This window comes from Streptomyces sp. NPDC093089, from assembly GCF_044754405.1.
Classification (GTDB): domain Bacteria; phylum Actinomycetota; class Actinomycetes; order Streptomycetales; family Streptomycetaceae; genus Streptomyces.
Genome location: NZ_JBIVPA010000001.1, coordinates 417,652 through 431,756 on the forward strand (window position 1 = coordinate 417,652; position 14,105 = coordinate 431,756).

The 14,105-nt window shown below is 73.0% G+C and carries 15 protein-coding genes; 8 read left to right on the forward strand and 7 right to left on the reverse strand.

Translation table 11 applies throughout. The features are described 5' to 3' along the window. Positions 1–58: 58 nt before the first annotated feature. Positions 59–598, forward strand: coding sequence for an Lrp/AsnC family transcriptional regulator (locus tag ACIQFX_RS01990; protein ID WP_402457869.1), 540 nt, complete (start codon positions 59–61; stop codon positions 596–598). 144 nt (positions 599–742) lie between these two features. On the opposite strand, the gene ACIQFX_RS01995 is transcribed toward ACIQFX_RS01990, so the two are convergent. Both ACIQFX_RS01995 and ACIQFX_RS02000 read right to left on the reverse strand, forming a co-directional pair. Then, complete coding sequence (locus tag ACIQFX_RS01995) at positions 743–1,336, reverse strand: TetR/AcrR family transcriptional regulator (protein WP_402457872.1); 594 nt, start codon at positions 1,334–1,336, stop codon at positions 743–745. After that, positions 1,333–2,895 carry a 3-hydroxyacyl-CoA dehydrogenase gene (locus tag ACIQFX_RS02000; protein WP_402457874.1) on the reverse strand — a complete coding sequence of 521 codons (1,563 nt, stop codon included), beginning with the start codon at positions 2,893–2,895 and terminating at the stop codon, positions 1,333–1,335. The genes ACIQFX_RS01995 and ACIQFX_RS02000 overlap by 4 nt, the downstream gene beginning before the upstream one ends. A 124-nt stretch (positions 2,896–3,019) precedes the next feature. On the opposite strand from ACIQFX_RS02000, the gene paaN reads away from it, so the two are divergent. Continuing rightward, positions 3,020–4,717, forward strand: a complete 1,698-nt coding sequence (paaN, locus tag ACIQFX_RS02005; protein ID WP_402457877.1) for a phenylacetic acid degradation protein PaaN — start codon at positions 3,020–3,022, stop codon at positions 4,715–4,717. A gap of 44 nt (positions 4,718–4,761) precedes the next feature. Here paaN and ACIQFX_RS02010 read toward each other — a convergent pair whose 3' ends face one another. Genes ACIQFX_RS02010 through ACIQFX_RS02020 form a run of 3 tightly spaced genes read right to left on the reverse strand, consistent with a single transcriptional unit; the run spans position 4,762 to position 7,552 of the window. Then, a complete protein-coding gene (locus ACIQFX_RS02010; RefSeq protein ID WP_402457882.1) occupies positions 4,762–5,448 on the reverse strand; it encodes a TrmH family RNA methyltransferase in 687 nt (228 codons plus the stop codon). Continuing rightward, positions 5,445–6,788 carry an HTTM domain-containing protein gene (locus tag ACIQFX_RS02015; protein WP_402457885.1) on the reverse strand — a complete coding sequence of 448 codons (1,344 nt, stop codon included), beginning with the start codon at positions 6,786–6,788 and terminating at the stop codon, positions 5,445–5,447. The genes ACIQFX_RS02010 and ACIQFX_RS02015 overlap by 4 nt, the downstream gene beginning before the upstream one ends. Continuing rightward, positions 6,785–7,552: a DUF5819 family protein gene (locus tag ACIQFX_RS02020; protein WP_402457888.1), complete on the reverse strand. Its 768-nt coding sequence runs from the start codon at positions 7,550–7,552 to the stop codon at positions 6,785–6,787. The genes ACIQFX_RS02015 and ACIQFX_RS02020 overlap by 4 nt, the downstream gene beginning before the upstream one ends. Before the next feature lie 112 nt (positions 7,553–7,664). Here ACIQFX_RS02020 and paaA point away from each other — a divergent pair, with 112 nt between their 5' ends. The 6 genes from paaA to ACIQFX_RS02050 all read left to right on the forward strand — a co-directional run bounded on the left by paaA (position 7,665) and on the right by ACIQFX_RS02050 (position 12,684). Next, positions 7,665–8,681 carry a 1,2-phenylacetyl-CoA epoxidase subunit PaaA gene (gene paaA, locus ACIQFX_RS02025; protein ID WP_033201485.1) on the forward strand — a complete coding sequence of 339 codons (1,017 nt, stop codon included), beginning with the start codon at positions 7,665–7,667 and terminating at the stop codon, positions 8,679–8,681. After that, a complete protein-coding gene (gene paaB / locus ACIQFX_RS02030) occupies positions 8,678–8,965 on the forward strand; it encodes a 1,2-phenylacetyl-CoA epoxidase subunit PaaB (RefSeq protein WP_399223620.1) in 288 nt (95 codons plus the stop codon). Before paaA ends, paaB begins: the two co-directional genes overlap by 4 nt. After that, positions 8,962–9,699 carry a 1,2-phenylacetyl-CoA epoxidase subunit PaaC gene (paaC, locus tag ACIQFX_RS02035; protein WP_402457891.1) on the forward strand — a complete coding sequence of 246 codons (738 nt, stop codon included), beginning with the start codon at positions 8,962–8,964 and terminating at the stop codon, positions 9,697–9,699. The genes paaB and paaC overlap by 4 nt, the downstream gene beginning before the upstream one ends. Further along, a complete protein-coding gene (paaD, locus tag ACIQFX_RS02040; protein WP_402457894.1) occupies positions 9,693–10,190 on the forward strand; it encodes a 1,2-phenylacetyl-CoA epoxidase subunit PaaD in 498 nt (165 codons plus the stop codon). Before paaC ends, paaD begins: the two co-directional genes overlap by 7 nt. Next, complete coding sequence (locus ACIQFX_RS02045; RefSeq protein WP_402457897.1) at positions 10,191–11,279, forward strand: 2Fe-2S iron-sulfur cluster-binding protein; 1,089 nt, start codon at positions 10,191–10,193, stop codon at positions 11,277–11,279. Positions 11,280–11,550: 271 nt separating this feature from the next. After that, positions 11,551–12,684 (forward strand): acyl-CoA dehydrogenase family protein, encoded by a 1,134-nt coding sequence (locus ACIQFX_RS02050; RefSeq protein ID WP_402457900.1) that lies wholly within the window; start codon positions 11,551–11,553, stop codon positions 12,682–12,684. Positions 12,685–12,843: 159 nt separating this feature from the next. On the opposite strand, the gene ACIQFX_RS02055 is transcribed toward ACIQFX_RS02050, so the two are convergent. Then, a complete protein-coding gene (locus tag ACIQFX_RS02055) occupies positions 12,844–13,188 on the reverse strand; it encodes a rhodanese-like domain-containing protein (RefSeq protein WP_402457903.1) in 345 nt (114 codons plus the stop codon). 55 nt (positions 13,189–13,243) lie between these two features. Beyond that, positions 13,244–14,062, reverse strand: coding sequence for a hypothetical protein (locus ACIQFX_RS02060; RefSeq protein WP_402457905.1), 819 nt, complete (start codon positions 14,060–14,062; stop codon positions 13,244–13,246). Between the last annotated feature and the right edge of the window lie 43 nt (positions 14,063–14,105).

Genomic DNA, 14,105 nt, shown 5'->3' on the forward strand with positions numbered 1-14,105 from the left:
ACGGTTCTCCACAGCCTGGGATAAGGGCAGGTCGTCCACCGGAGAGAGGCGGGGGCACATGGCGGATGAACAAATGGCCGAGGACTGGGAGCAGGTCGTCGCGCCGGGACCGGCGGCGGGGCTGCCGGGGCTGCCGGCGCGCCCGCTCGACGCCATCGACCGCGACATCCTGCGCATCCTGCAGACGGACGGCCGCGCCTCGATCCGCTCCGTGGCCGAGCGGGTGCACGTGTCCCGGGCCAACGCGTACGCGCGGATCAACCGGCTCATCGACGACGGGGTGATCCGCGGCTTCAGCGCGCGCGTGAACCACGAACGGGCGGGGCACGGCGCCTCCGCCTACATCACGCTCAAGATCGTCCAGAACTCCTGGCGGACCGTGCGCGAACAGCTCCAGGCACTGCCGGGAGCCGCGCACATCGCCCTGGTCAGCGGCGATTTCGACGTCCTGCTGCTCGTCCACACCCCCGACAACCGGACCCTGCGCGAGCTGGTGCTCACCAAGCTCCAGTCGATCCCCGAGGTCCTCTCCACCCGGACCCTGCTGGTCTTCGAGGAGACCGACCTCGACCCCGACCACCGGGACCCGGGCCGCTGACGGCCCCCCACTGAGCCGTACGGGTGACACGGGCGCACGGGGCCCGGCGGGGCCCAGGGCAGGACCGGGCCCGCACGACGGCCCGGCGGCCCGCACGACGGCCCGGCGGCCCGCACGACGGACCCGGCGGGCCCGTACGGCAGGTCAGCGGGTCGCCCGGAGCCCGTCGAAGGCCAGGTGGACGACGGTCTCGGCGAGCTGGTCGCGCTCCGCGGTCGACTCCGGGTGCGGCCGGTACCACTCCACCAGCGAGTTGATCATGCCGAAGAGGAGCCGGGTGGCGAGCCGGATGTCCACGTCCGCCCGCAGGTCGCCCTCGGCGGCGGCGGCCTTCAGCAGGGCGGCCACCTCGTGGTCGAACTCGCGGCGCCGCTCCATCGCCCACCGCTCGGTCGCGGTGTTGCCCCGCACCCGCAGCAGCAGCGTCACGTACGGCAGCTCCGCTATCAGCACCTCGACGGTCCGCCGCGTCACGTACTCGACCCGCTCGACGGCCCGGCCGCGCGCGGCCCCCGGCTCGTCGAGGATCGCGAAGAGCCCGTCGAGCGCCCGGCTGACCGCCCGCCGCAGCAGCTCCTCCTTGCCGGACACGTGGTGGTAGATCGAGGACTTCGAGATCCCCGCGGCCTTGGACAGGTGCTCCATGGACGTGCCGTCGTAGCCGCGCTCGTTGAAGATCCGCACCGCGACCGAGAGCAGCGTCTCGGGGGTGTAGGTGTCGCGCTTCGCCGTGGTCATCGCGCATCCTCCTCGTCGGCCTCGGCGCACCGGCGGGCGACCGCCTGGCTCGGCCCGTACCGACCCGTCGGGTAGCGCTCGTGCAACGCCGACAGCAGGTCGCAGACGCGCCTGGGCCCCAGCTTCTCCGCCCACTCCAGTGGGCCTGCCGGGTAGTTGACCCCGAGCCGCATCGCCGTGTCCACGTCCTCGGCGGTGGCGACGCCGCGGTCGACCGCGTCGGCCGCCAGATCGGCCAGCATCGCGACCGTGCGGGCGACGATCATGCCGGGCACGTCGCCGATCACCGACACCTGCTTGCCGAGCGCCTGGAAGAGCCCCACGGCCTCGGCGAGGGTCTCGGGCGCGGTCCGCCGGCCGGTGGAGAGCACCATCCGGCTCGCGCGCGCGTAGTCGAGGGCGAGGTCGAAGTAGATGATCTCCTCGGGGGCGTACTCGAAGGAGCTCTCGCCGTCCGCGAGACCGAGCTTGCCGCCGCCCGGCAGCTTGATGTGCCCGTCGCCCTTCGTGCGCCGGACCTTGATCCCCGCCTCTTCGAAGAGCCCCACCAGCAGCTCGGCGGGCCCCAGGTCGCCGTACACGACGACCTTCGCGGGCGCCTCCGCCGGCGGCGCCGTGTGCGGCTCGGGCCGCTCGGCGCCCTCCGCGTACGAGAACCAGCCGTGGCCCGTCTTGCGGCCGAGCCGGCCCGACTCGACGAGCCGCCGCTGCGCGAGCGAGGGCGTGAACTTGGGGTCCTGGTAGAAGGACTCCCAGACCGAGCGGGTGACGGCCTCGTTCACGTCCTGGCCGATGAGGTCGGTGAGCTCGAAGGGCCCCATGCGGAAGCCGCCGCACTCGCGCAGGGCGGCGTCGATGGTGGCGGGGTCGGCCCCGCCCTCCTCGAACACCCGCAGCGCCTCCGCGTAGAAGGGGCGGGCGACCCGGTTCACGATGAAGCCCGGGGTGTCCGCGCAGCGCACCGGCGTCTTGCCCCAGCCCTTCATCGTCGCGTACGCGCGCGTGGCGACGTCCGCGTCGGTGGCGAAGCCGCTGACGACCTCGACGAGCGGGAGCAGCGGCGCCGGGTTGAAGAAGTGCAGTCCGACGAACCGGCCGGGGAGCCGGAGCCCTCCCGCGATGGCGGTGACGGAGAGGGAGGAGGTGTTCGTGGCGAGGACGGCGTCGTCGCCGACGATCTTCTCCAGGTCGGCGAAGAGCCGCTGCTTGACCGCGAGGTCCTCGACGATCGCCTCGATCACGAGGGCGGCGTCGGCGAGCTCGGCGGGGTCCTCCGCCGCGTGCAGCCGGCCGACGGCCGCTTCGCGCGCGGTGGCGTCGAGGCGCCCCTTCTCCACGAGCCGGTCCAGGCGCGCGGTGAGGGCGGCGACGGCGTCGGCGGCCCGGCCGGGGGCGCTGTCGTAGAGGCGCACGGGATGGCCCGCGACCAGGGCGACCTGGGCGATGCCCTGGCCCATGGTTCCGGTGCCGACCACGGCGACGGTGCGGTCCTGGCCCACGGCGGCGGTCTCACTGGCGGTCACGTCGTCGCTCCCCCTGACGGTCACGTTGGCGCTCATGGGAGTGATCCTCCCCGATGGGTTCTCCACAGGATCGACGGACCCCCTTGTCCCGACCGATCGTTCGGTTACTCTAACTCCGTACGCGTCTCCCTGCCCAGCTCGACGAGGAGTTGGTCCATCCATGGCCATCGCTCAGCTGACCACCGACCGTCTGGCCGAGAAGCACCGGTCCACGCTCGACCAGGCACTCGACACCATCCGCAGCCGTGCCTACTGGTCGCCGTACCCCGAGCACCCGAAGGCGTACGGCGCGGACGGCTCGCTCGACGCGGCGGCCGGCCTCGCGGCCCACCAGGCCCTGCTGAACACCCGCTTCGAGCTCGACCAGCCCGGCACGGACGGCTGGACCGGCGGCGAGACCTCGCCGTTCGGCCCGTCCCTGGGCATCGAGTACCCGCACGCCGACATCGACGTCCTGCTCCCCGCCATGCGCGCGGGCACGGCCGCCTGGCGGGACGCCGGGGCCGAGACCCGCGCCCTGGTCTGCCTGGAGATCCTCGCCCGGATCTCCGCCCGCACCCACGAGTTCGCCCACGCCGTCATGCACACCAGCGGCCAGGCGTTCATGATGGCGTTCCAGGCCGGCGGCCCGCACGCCCAGGACCGCGGTCTGGAGGCCGTGGCGTACGCGTACGCGGAGCAGACCCGCACCCCCGTCGGGCGGGCCGGCTGGTCCAAGCCCCAGGGCAAGCGCGACCCCCTGGAGCTCAGCAAGGAGTTCACCCCGGTCGGCCGCGGCATCGCCCTGGTGATCGGCTGCAACACCTTCCCCACGTGGAACGGCTACCCGGGCCTGTTCGCCTCGCTCGCGACCGGCAACCCGGTCCTGGTCAAGCCGCACCCGCGCGCGGTCCTGCCGCTCGCGCTCACCGTCCGGATCGCCCGCGAGGTGCTCGCCGAGGCCGGCTTCGACCCGAACCTGGTGGCGCTGGCCGTCGAGCGCCCCGGCGAGGGCATCGCCAAGACCCTGGCCGTGCGTCCGGAGATCCGGATCATCGACTACACGGGCTCGACCGAGTTCGGCGACTGGCTGGAGGAGAACGCCCGCCAGGCGCAGGTCTACACCGAGAAGGCCGGCGTCAACACGGTCGTGGTCGACTCCACCGACGACTACAAGGGGATGCTGTCCAACCTGGCCTTCTCGCTGTCCCTGTACAGCGGCCAGATGTGCACCACCCCGCAGAACCTGCTGATCCCCCGCGACGGCATCACCACCGACCAGGGCCCCAAGTCGTACGACGAGGTCGTCGCCGACCTCGCGGGCGCGGTCGGCGGCCTGCTCGGCGACGACGCCCGGGCGAACGGCCTGCTCGGCGCCCTGGTCAACCCGGACGTGAAGGCCCGCCTGGAGGCCGCCGCCGGTCTCGGCGAGGTGGCGCTCGCCTCCCGCGAGGTGGTCAACCCGGAGTACCCGGACGCCGTGGTCCGCACCCCGGTCATCGTGAAGCTGGACGGCTCCAAGCCGGACGCCCAGGCCGCGTACTTCTCGGAGTGCTTCGGCCCGGTCTCCTTCGCCGTCTCGGTGGACTCCACCGCAGACGCCCTGGAGCTGCTCCGCCGCACGGTCCGCGAGAAGGGCGCCATGACCGTCGGCGCCTACACGACCTCGGCGGACACCGAGCGTGCGGTGGAGGAGGTCTGCCTGGAGGAGTCGGCGCAGCTGTCGCTGAACCTCACGGGCGGCGTGTTCGTGAACCAGACGGCCGCGTTCTCCGACTTCCACGGCTCCGGCGGCAACCCGGCGGCGAACGCGGCGCTGTGCGACGGCGCCTTCGTCTCCAACCGCTTCCGGGTGGTGGAGGTCCGCCGCCAGGCCTGAACCGGCGGGCCGGTGCGGAGGCCCTCAGGGCCTCCGCACCGCCCTCAGGGGGTCTCGATCTCCGCGTACCGCTGCACCCAGGCGTGCATGGCGACGGCGGCGGCCGCCCCCGCGTTGATCGACCGGGTCGAACCGAACTGGGCGATCGAGCAGACCATCTCCACGTGCGCGCGGGCCTCCTCGGTGAGGCCGGGGCCCTCCTGCCCGAAGAGCAGCACACAGCGGCGAGGCAGCACGGTCCGCTCCAGCGGCACGGCGCCCGGCAGGTTGTCGATCCCGATGACGGGCAGGCCTTCGGCCGCCGCCCACGAGGTCAGCGACTCGGTGTCCGGGTGGTGCCGCACGTGCTGGTAGCGGTCGGTGACCATGGCACCGCGCCGGTTCCAGCGCCGGCGGCCCACGATGTGGACCTCCTTCGCCAGGAACGCGTTGGCGGTCCGCACCACCGACCCGATGTTGAAGTCGTGGCCCCAGTTCTCCACCGCCACGTGGAAGTCGTGGCGCCGGGTGTCCAGGTCGGCGACCACCGCTTCGTGCGTCCAGTACCGGTAGCGGTCCACGACGTTGCGCCGGTCGCCCCCGGCGAGCAGCTCGGGGTCGTACCGCTCGCCCTCGGGCCACGGGCGCGGGTGCGGCCCGACGCCGACCTCGGGGCCGAACCCCTCGTCGTACTGGACCGGCTCGGCGGTCCCGGCCCGCTCGGCTCCTGGCTGCTCTTCGGTGGTGCTCACCCGACGAGGGTACGGGGACCCCGGTCCTCACCCGTACGGCGCTGCTCGGGCACCGCCTCCGCGGGAGCCCGCTTCAGGAGCCGGTCCCGGCCCCGGGCCACCCGGGCGCCGAGCGCCACCAGGAAGGCCGTGGGCAGGAACACCGCGTCGGCGGAGATCATCGCGAGTGAGAAGACCGGCAGCCCGAGGAGCACGGCGATCCCGGCGTGCTCCAGCATCATCGCGACCAGCAGGACGTTCTTGACCCTGCGGTTGAAGAGCGTGAACGGGAAGGCGACCTGGACGACCACCGTGCCGTAGGTCAGCAGCATCACCATGATCCCGCTGGCGCCGAGCAGGCCGGAGAGGGCGGGCCACGGCGAGAAGTAGTCGAGGTGGAGCGGGTAGAACAGCGCGGTGCCGTCCTGCCAGCGCGAGCCCTGGATCTTGTACCAGCCGGCCGTGGCGTAGATCAGGCAGACCTCGGCCATGATCACGGCGAGGGTGGCGTTGTGCGCGAGGTGGGCGAGGGCGTCGAGCAGGACACGCGGCTCCCCGGGCGCGTTCCGGCACACCACCCACCAGAGCGCGTTCCCGAGCCACAGCACCCACATCAGCACCAGCAGCCACCACTCGCCGGTGACGTCCGCGAACCAGGTGGCGGCGAGGAGGAAGCCGCCGAGCACGGTCCACAGCAGCGGACCGACGAGATCGCGGCGCTCGGGTCCGCCGGCCTCGGCCACCCGTGCCTCGCGGGCCGCCCGCCGGGCGTCGAGGGACCAGACCTGGCCGCAGCGGGTCAGCACGAGGTAGATCGCGACGAGGTGGAGGACGTTGTCGCCGCCGTCGCCCACGAAGACGGAGCGGTTCTGCAGCGAGAGGACCCCGACCATGAACACCACGGACACGGCCCGGGTGCGCCAGCCCACCAGGAGCAGCCCGGCGGAGAGCACCGCGAGGCCGTAGACCACCTCGAACCAGATCCGCCCGTCCGACCACAGGAGCACGCTGAAGGCGTGGTTGCCGGACATCAGCCGGCGGGCCATGTCCCAGGACCACGGGCCGTCGGGCCCGTACAGCTCGTTCCGGTGCGGGATCTCACGCAGCAGGAAGAGCAGCCAGGTCAGCGAGAAGCCGATCCGCACGATCGCGGTCTGGTACGGGCCGAGGGAACGGCCCGTGACGGTCTGGACGGCCCGTGCGAGCCGCCGGTCGAAGGGTTCCCCCGTACGCGCGCGCGTGGCGACGGAAACGCCCGCCGACCCGCTCGCCGACATCGGCACGTCCGCCGACATCGGCCCATTCACCGGCGTCGGTCCGCTCACCGGCGTCGGCTCGTCGATCGGCGTCGGTTCGCTCATCGGCCCGTCTCCGTGCTGCTCCGGTCGGTTCCGGCGGGGCGGTCGGCGTCGGTGACCCGCCACCACGGGAGGTCGCGGTGGGACGGCGTGGCGTCGGTCTTCTCGCTGCTCCAGTCGGGGGCGGGCACGGGGCGGACGACGGTGCGCAGCTGGATGCGCCGCACGTCGGAACCGTGGAGCGACGGGTCGGAGTCCAGGCGGAGCAGCGCGATCCGGTGGATGTACCGCTCCGAGAGGCGGCCGCGCAGCCCGTTGGGGCGGTTGTCGTCGGAGTGCGAGCTCCGGTAGAAGTCCACCGCCCGGCGGAGCTCGTTCTGCTGTGAGTGGCTGGGGACCGGGTTGTAGCGGATCGCCGTGATGTCCTGGGCGGTCAGGTCGATCCAGTCGGTGGTGCGGAGCTCCCCGCCCTCGCCGGCGATCTCGGCGCGCACCTCCACGGCGAGGTTCTGCTGGAGCGGGTTCGGGGCGAAGAGCTTCCAGTTCTGTTCGAACTCGGGGTAGATCCAGTCGTCGACGGCCTGGCCGTGCCGCTGGGTCAGCGTGTTGGACGGCGCGACGTGCAGGAACACCATCGCCAGGTGGACGCAGGCGAACACCCCGACGACGGCGAGCGCCACGGCGACGACGACCTGGTACGGCAGGGACAGGGCCGTGATCCCGGTGCCAGGACCCGCCCCGGCACCGTCCTCCCGGCGTTCCGCTTCCTCGGGCCCGGGCCGGTCCTCGCCCGCCTCGACCGAGTCCATTTCCACGTACGGGTCCATCCCGATCCGACCCCCAACGGCCCACCTCGGTCCTTCACAGGGTTGACACCATACGGGCCGCCGACCCACCATTGAAGTGATTCAACCGAACGATCGGTCGGTAGGGGGTCCGATGACCGCAGTGACGGCAGGGACGGCAGAGAGCACGGGCGCGCCCGGCGGCTCGGACGCGGCCGTGGCGGCGGAGCAGGCCGCCTACGAGGCCGTGTTCGACGCCGCCGTAGCCGCCGACGAGCGGATCGAGCCGCGCGACTGGATGCCCGAGGCGTACCGCGCCTCGCTCGTCCGGCAGATCGCGCAGCACGCCCACTCCGAGATCATCGGCATGCAGCCGGAGGCCAACTGGATCACCCGCGCGCCCTCGCTGCGGCGCAAGGCGATCCTCATGGCCAAGGTCCAGGACGAGGCCGGCCACGGCCTGTACCTGTACAGCGCGGCGGAGACCCTCGGCACCAGCCGCGACGAGCTGCTCGACAAGCTCCACTCCGGCCGCCAGAAGTACTCCTCGATCTTCAACTACCCCACGCTGACCTGGGCCGACGTCGGCGCCATCGGCTGGCTGGTGGACGGCGCCGCGATCACCAACCAGGTCCCGCTGTGCCGCTGCTCCTACGGGCCGTACGCCCGCGCGATGGTCCGCGTCTGCAAGGAGGAGTCCTTCCACCAGCGGCAGGGGTACGAGGCCCTGCTCGCCCTCTCCCGCGGCACCGAGGCGCAGCACGCCATGGCGCAGGACGCGGTGGACCGCTGGTGGTGGCCCTCGCTGATGATGTTCGGCCCGCCGGACGCCGAGTCGACCCACACCGCCCAGGCCATGGCCTGGAAGATCAAGCGCCACTCCAACGACGAGCTGCGCCAGCGGTTCGTCGACATCGCCGTGCCCCAGGCGGAGGCCCTCGGACTCACCCTCCCGGACCCCGACCTGCGGTGGAACGAGGAGCGCGGGCACTACGACTTCGGACCGATCGACTGGACCGAGTTCTGGGACGTCCTCAAGGGGAACGGCCCCTGCAACGACCAGCGGCTGAGCAAGCGGCGCCAGGCCCACGAGGACGGCGCCTGGGTCAGGGAAGCAGCCGCGGCCTACGCGGAGAAGCACACCGGCACGCACGGAGAGGCACAGGCATGACGAGCGACGGTTGGCCGCTGTGGGAGGTGTTCGTGCGCTCGCGCCGCGGACTGTCCCACACCCACGCGGGCAGTCTCCACGCGCCCGACGCGGAGATGGCCCTGCGCAACGCCCGCGACCTGTACACCCGCAGGAGCGAGGGCGTGTCGATCTGGGTCGTCCCCTCCGCGGCGATCACCGCCTCCTCGCCGGACGAGAAGGACCCCTTCTTCGAGCCCGCCGCGGACAAGCCCTACCGCCACCCGACCTTCTACGAGATCCCGGAGGGGGTGAAGCACCTGTGAGCACCCCGACCACCCGCGAGGCCGCCGCGTTCACCGGAGCCGCCCTCGCCCTCGGCGACGACGCCCTCGTCCTCTCCCACCGCCTGGGGGAGTGGGCCGGCGCCGCCCCCGTCCTGGAGGAGGAGGTCGCCCTGGCCAACATCGCCCTCGACCTCCTCGGCCAGGCCCGCGTCCTGCTCTCCCTCGCCGGCGACGAGGACGAACTGGCGTACCTCCGCGAGGAGCGCTCCTTCCGGAACGTCCAGCTGGTCGAGCAGCCCAACGGCGACTTCGCCCACACCATCGCCCGGCAGCTGTACTTCTCCACCTACCAGCGGCTCCTGTACGGACAGCTCGCCGCCGGCGACGGCCCCTTCGCCGGCCTGGCCGCGAAGGCCGTCAAGGAGGTCGCCTACCACCAGGACCACGCCGAGCACTGGACCCTGCGCCTCGGCGACGGCACCGCCGAGAGCCACGACCGGATGCAGCGCGCCTGCGACGCCCTGTGGCGGTACACCGGCGAGCTGTTCCAGCCCGTCGACGGCATCGACCTGGACCACGCGGCCCTGGAGAGCGCCTGGCTCGCCTCGGTCACCGATGTCCTCGGCCGGGCCACGCTCACCGTGCCCGGCGGGCCGCGCACCGGCGCCTGGGCGGCCGGAGCGGGCCGGCAGGGCCTGCACACCGAGTCCTTCGGCCGGATGATCGCCGAGATGCAGCACCTGCACCGCAGCCACCCGGGTGCGTCGTGGTGACCACGACCGCCCTGGAGGAGGAGCTGGGCCGGATCGCCGGCGCGGTCCTCGACCCCGAGATGCCGGTCCTCACCCTGGAGGAGCTGGGCGTCATGCGGGGCGTCCAGGTCCTCGGCCCCGGACGCGTCGAGGTCTCCCTCACGCCGACCTACACGGGCTGCCCGGCGATCGAGGCGATGACCTCCGACATCGAGCGCGCGCTCCACGAGCACGGGGTGCCGGAGGTCTCCGTCGTCACCGTCCTCGCCCCCGCGTGGTCCACCGACGACATCAGCGAGGAAGGCCGGCGCAAGCTCGCCGAGTTCGGCATCGCACCGCCCCGCCCCCAGGGCCCCGCGGGCGGCCCGGTACCGCTGACCCTCGCGATCCGCTGCCCCCACTGCGGCTCCACCGAGACCGAGCTGCTCAGCCGCTTCTCGTCCACGGCGTGCAAGGCACTGCGCCGCTGCACCGCCTGCCGCGAACCGTTCGACCACTTCAAGGAGTTGTAGATGGCGTCCTCAGGCTCCGGGCGGGCCGGATTCCAGTCGCTCCGGGTGAGCGAGGTCGAGCAGCTCACGGACGACTCCGTGGCCGTCTCCTTCGCGGTCCCGCCCGAACTCCACGACACCTACCGCCACCTCCCCGGCCAGCACCTCGCCCTGCGGCGCACCGGCGAACAGGGCGAGGAGATCCGGCGCACGTACTCGATCTGCGCCCCCGCGGCCCCGGCCGGCGAAGCCCCCGTCCTGCGCGTCGGCATCCGGCTCGTCGACGGCGGCTCGTTCTCGACGTACGCGCTCAAGGAACTGGCCGTCGGCGACGTCGTCGAGGTCATGGAGCCCATGGGCCGCTTCACGCTCGCCCCGCGCCCCGGTCACTTCGCGGCCGTCGTCGGCGGCAGCGGCATCACCCCGGTCCTCTCGATGGCCGCCACCCTGCTCTCCCGTGAGCCGGAGGCCCGGTTCTGCCTGGTCCGGAGCGACCGCACCGCCTCGTCCACGATGTTCCTGGACGAGGTCGCCGACCTCAAGGACCGCTACCCGGACCGCTTCCAGCTGGTCACCGTCCTCTCCCGGGAGGAGCAGCAGGCGGGTCTGCCGTCCGGCCGCCTCGACCGCGAGCGGCTGGCCGGGCTGCTGCCCGCGCTGCTGCCGGTCGGCGAGATCGACGGCTGGTTCCTCTGCGGCCCGTTCGGGCTCGTCCAGGGAGCCGAGCAGGCCCTGCGCGGCCTCGGGGTGGACCGCTCCCGGATCCACCAGGAGATCTTCCACGTCGACGACGGCTCCGCGCCGGCCCCGGCCCCCGTGGCCGACGCCCCCGCGCACGCCACGCTCACCGCGACCCTCCACGGCCGCTCCGGCACCTGGCCGGTCGACCGGGGCGAGACGCTGCTCGACACGGTGCTCCGGGCCCGCGCCGACGCTCCGTACGCCTGCAAGGGCGGGGTGTGCGGCACCTGCCGGGCCTTCGTCGTCGGCGGAGAGGTGCGGATGGACCGCAACTTCGCCCTGGAACCGGACGAGACCGACGCCGGCTACGTCCTGGCCTGCCAGTCCCATCCCGTCACCCCGGACGTGGAGCTCGACTTCGACCGCTGACACCGGCCGCCACCACCGGCGGCCGCCATCACGGCGGTCGGCACCACCGGGGTCGGTACCACCGGCGACCGGCACCACCGGGGTCGGCACCACCGGCGACCGGCACCGCCTGTCGACACCACCCGCCGGCACCGCCGTCGGCGTCGGCCGCCGGTTCCGGCGGCCGACGAAGTCCCGCGCCGCCATTCCCTTCACCTAGAACCTGTTCTATCTTGACGGTCCGTCAGGACCGCCGGGGCGGCGGCAGGGACGGCAACGGAAGGGCAGGGCAGTGGACTTCACCTTCACCGAAGAGCAGCAGGCGGCCGCCGAGGCGGCCAAGGCGGTCTTCGCGGACGTCGTACCCGACGCGGTACCCAGCCCCGCCCTCACACCGGGCGCCGTGTCCGACGACCTCGACCGACCGCTCTGGTCCCGCCTCGCCGCCGCCGACCTGCTCGGCCTCGTCCTGGCCCCCGAGCACGGCGGCGCCGGCCTCGACGCCGTCGCGCTCTGCCTCGTCCTGCGCGAAGCCGGCCGCGTCCTCGCCCGCGTCCCGCTCCTGGAGACCAGCGCGGTCGCCATGACCGTCCAGCGGTACGCCGCCCCGGAGACGGCCGCCGCCCTGCTCCCCCGTGTCGGGCGCGGCGAACTCGTCCTCACCGCAGCCTCCCAGGGGCGCACCGGCCACGACTCCGCGGAACTGGCCGTCACCGCACACCGCGACGGCACCGACTGGCTCCTCGACGGCGTTCAGACCGCCGTCCCGTGGGCCCACGGCTGCGACCTCGTCGCCGTCCCCGCGCACACCTCCGACGGCCGCACCGTCCTCGCCCTGGTGCCCCGGACCCACGAAGGCCTCTGCCTCACCGAGCAGTACTCCACCAGCGGCGAACTCCTCGCCGAACTACGGCTCGACGAGGTCCGCCTCGCGGACGCGGACGTCATCGACGCCGACGGCGCCTGGGAACAGCTGCGCACGATCCTCACGACCGGCACCTGCGCGCTCGCCCTCGGCCTCGGCGAGGCCGTCCTCACCATGACGAGCCAGTACACCGGCAAGCGCGAGCAGTTCGGCCACCCCGTGGCGACCTTCCAGGCCGTCGCCGTCCAGACCGCCGACCGCTACATCGACCTGCGCGCCATGGAAGCCACCCTCTGGCAGGCCGCCTGGCGCGTCTCCACCGGGGCCGACGGGGCGCTCCCCGCCGCCGGGGACGTCGCCGTCGCGAAGATCTGGGCGTCCGAAGGCGTACGACGCGTCGTGCAGACCGCCCAGCACCTGCACGGGGGCTTCGGCGCCGACACCGACTACCCCCTGCACCGCTACCACGCCTGGGCCAAGCACCTCGAACTCTCCCTCGGCCCCGCCGCCGCCCACGAGGAGGCACTGGGCGACCTCCTGGCCGCCCACCCGCTCGGCTAGGGGCTGTCCGGCCCCGATCGCGGCACGGCTCCACCGGGGAGGCTCCCCCGGTGGAGCCCGCCGACCGGGTCAGAGCCGGACGGATGCCGGTGCCGACACCGGCACCAGGTCAGCGGACGGGCGCTTCCACGCGGTCGGTGGACGGGCGCCCGCAACGGGTCAGCGGACGAAGGCCGCGCCGCCGCCGTCCGAGACCATCGGGCGACCGGCGCCGGCCCAGTCGAGCATCCCGCCGTCGACGTTCACCGCGTCGATGCCCTGCTGCACCAGGTACTGCGTGACCTGGGCGGAACGGCCGCCGACCCGGCACATCACGTACGCGCGACCGCGCTCGGCCACGGCCTCGGTCACCTCACCGAAGCGGGCCACGAAGTCGCTCATGGGTACGTGCAGCGCACCCTCGACGTGACCGGCCTCCCACTCGTCGTCCTCCCTGACGTCCAGCACCAGGGCATCGACCGGCACGGAAGCCGCGTCCACCGAGGGCAGCGGGGAGAAATTCATGGGAACGGCCTTCTCTCGTCAGTACCGCCCGAGCGGTCTCGAGCGCACGGAAAACCTACTCCACCAGCCCCGTCAGCTGGGCCTCCCGCTCGGAAACCTGCGCGAGCAGCTGCTCGGCGATCTCCTCCAGGAGTCGGTCCGGATCGTCCGGCGCCATCCGGAGCATCGCGCCGATCGCGCTCTCCTCCAGTTCCCGCGCCAGCGCCGACAGCATGTCCTTGCGCTCCGCCAGCCACTCCAGGCGCGCGTACAGCTCCTCGCTCTCGCTGAGCCGCTCCTCGGCCGACGCCGGTCCGGCCTCCCACTCGGCGGAGAGCTCCCGCAGGAGCGCCTCGTCGCCCCGGGCGTAGGCGGCGTTCACCCGGGTGATGAACTCCTCGCGCCGCTTCCGCTCGTCCTCCTCGCGGGCCAGGTCGGGGTGGGCTTTGCGGGCCAGCTCGCGGTAGAGCCTGCGCGCCTCCTCACCGGGCCGGACCCGCTTCGGCGACTGCACGGGACGGTCGGTGAGCATCGCGGCGGCCTCGGGGGAGAGGCCGTCGGAGTCGATCCAGTCGTGGAACAGCTCCTCCACTCCCGGCATCGGCATGACCGCGGCCCGTGCCTCCTGCGCCTTCCGCAGGTCCTCCGGATCGCCGCTGCGCGCCGCCCGGGCCTCCGCGATCCGCGCGTCGAGCTCGTCGAGCCGCGCGTACATCGGACCGAGCTTCTGGTGGTGCAGCCGCGAGAAGTTGTCCACCTCGACCCGGAAGGTCTCGACGGCGATCTCGAACTCGATCAGCGCCTGCTCGGCCACCCGCACGGCCTGTTCGAGACGCGCCTCGGGCCGCTCGTCCCCGGGTTCCTCGTTCCTGCCCTGGTCCACGCTCACGTCCACGCCCGCCCAGTCCTCGTTCCGCCTCGTCCCGTCCAGCCTACGG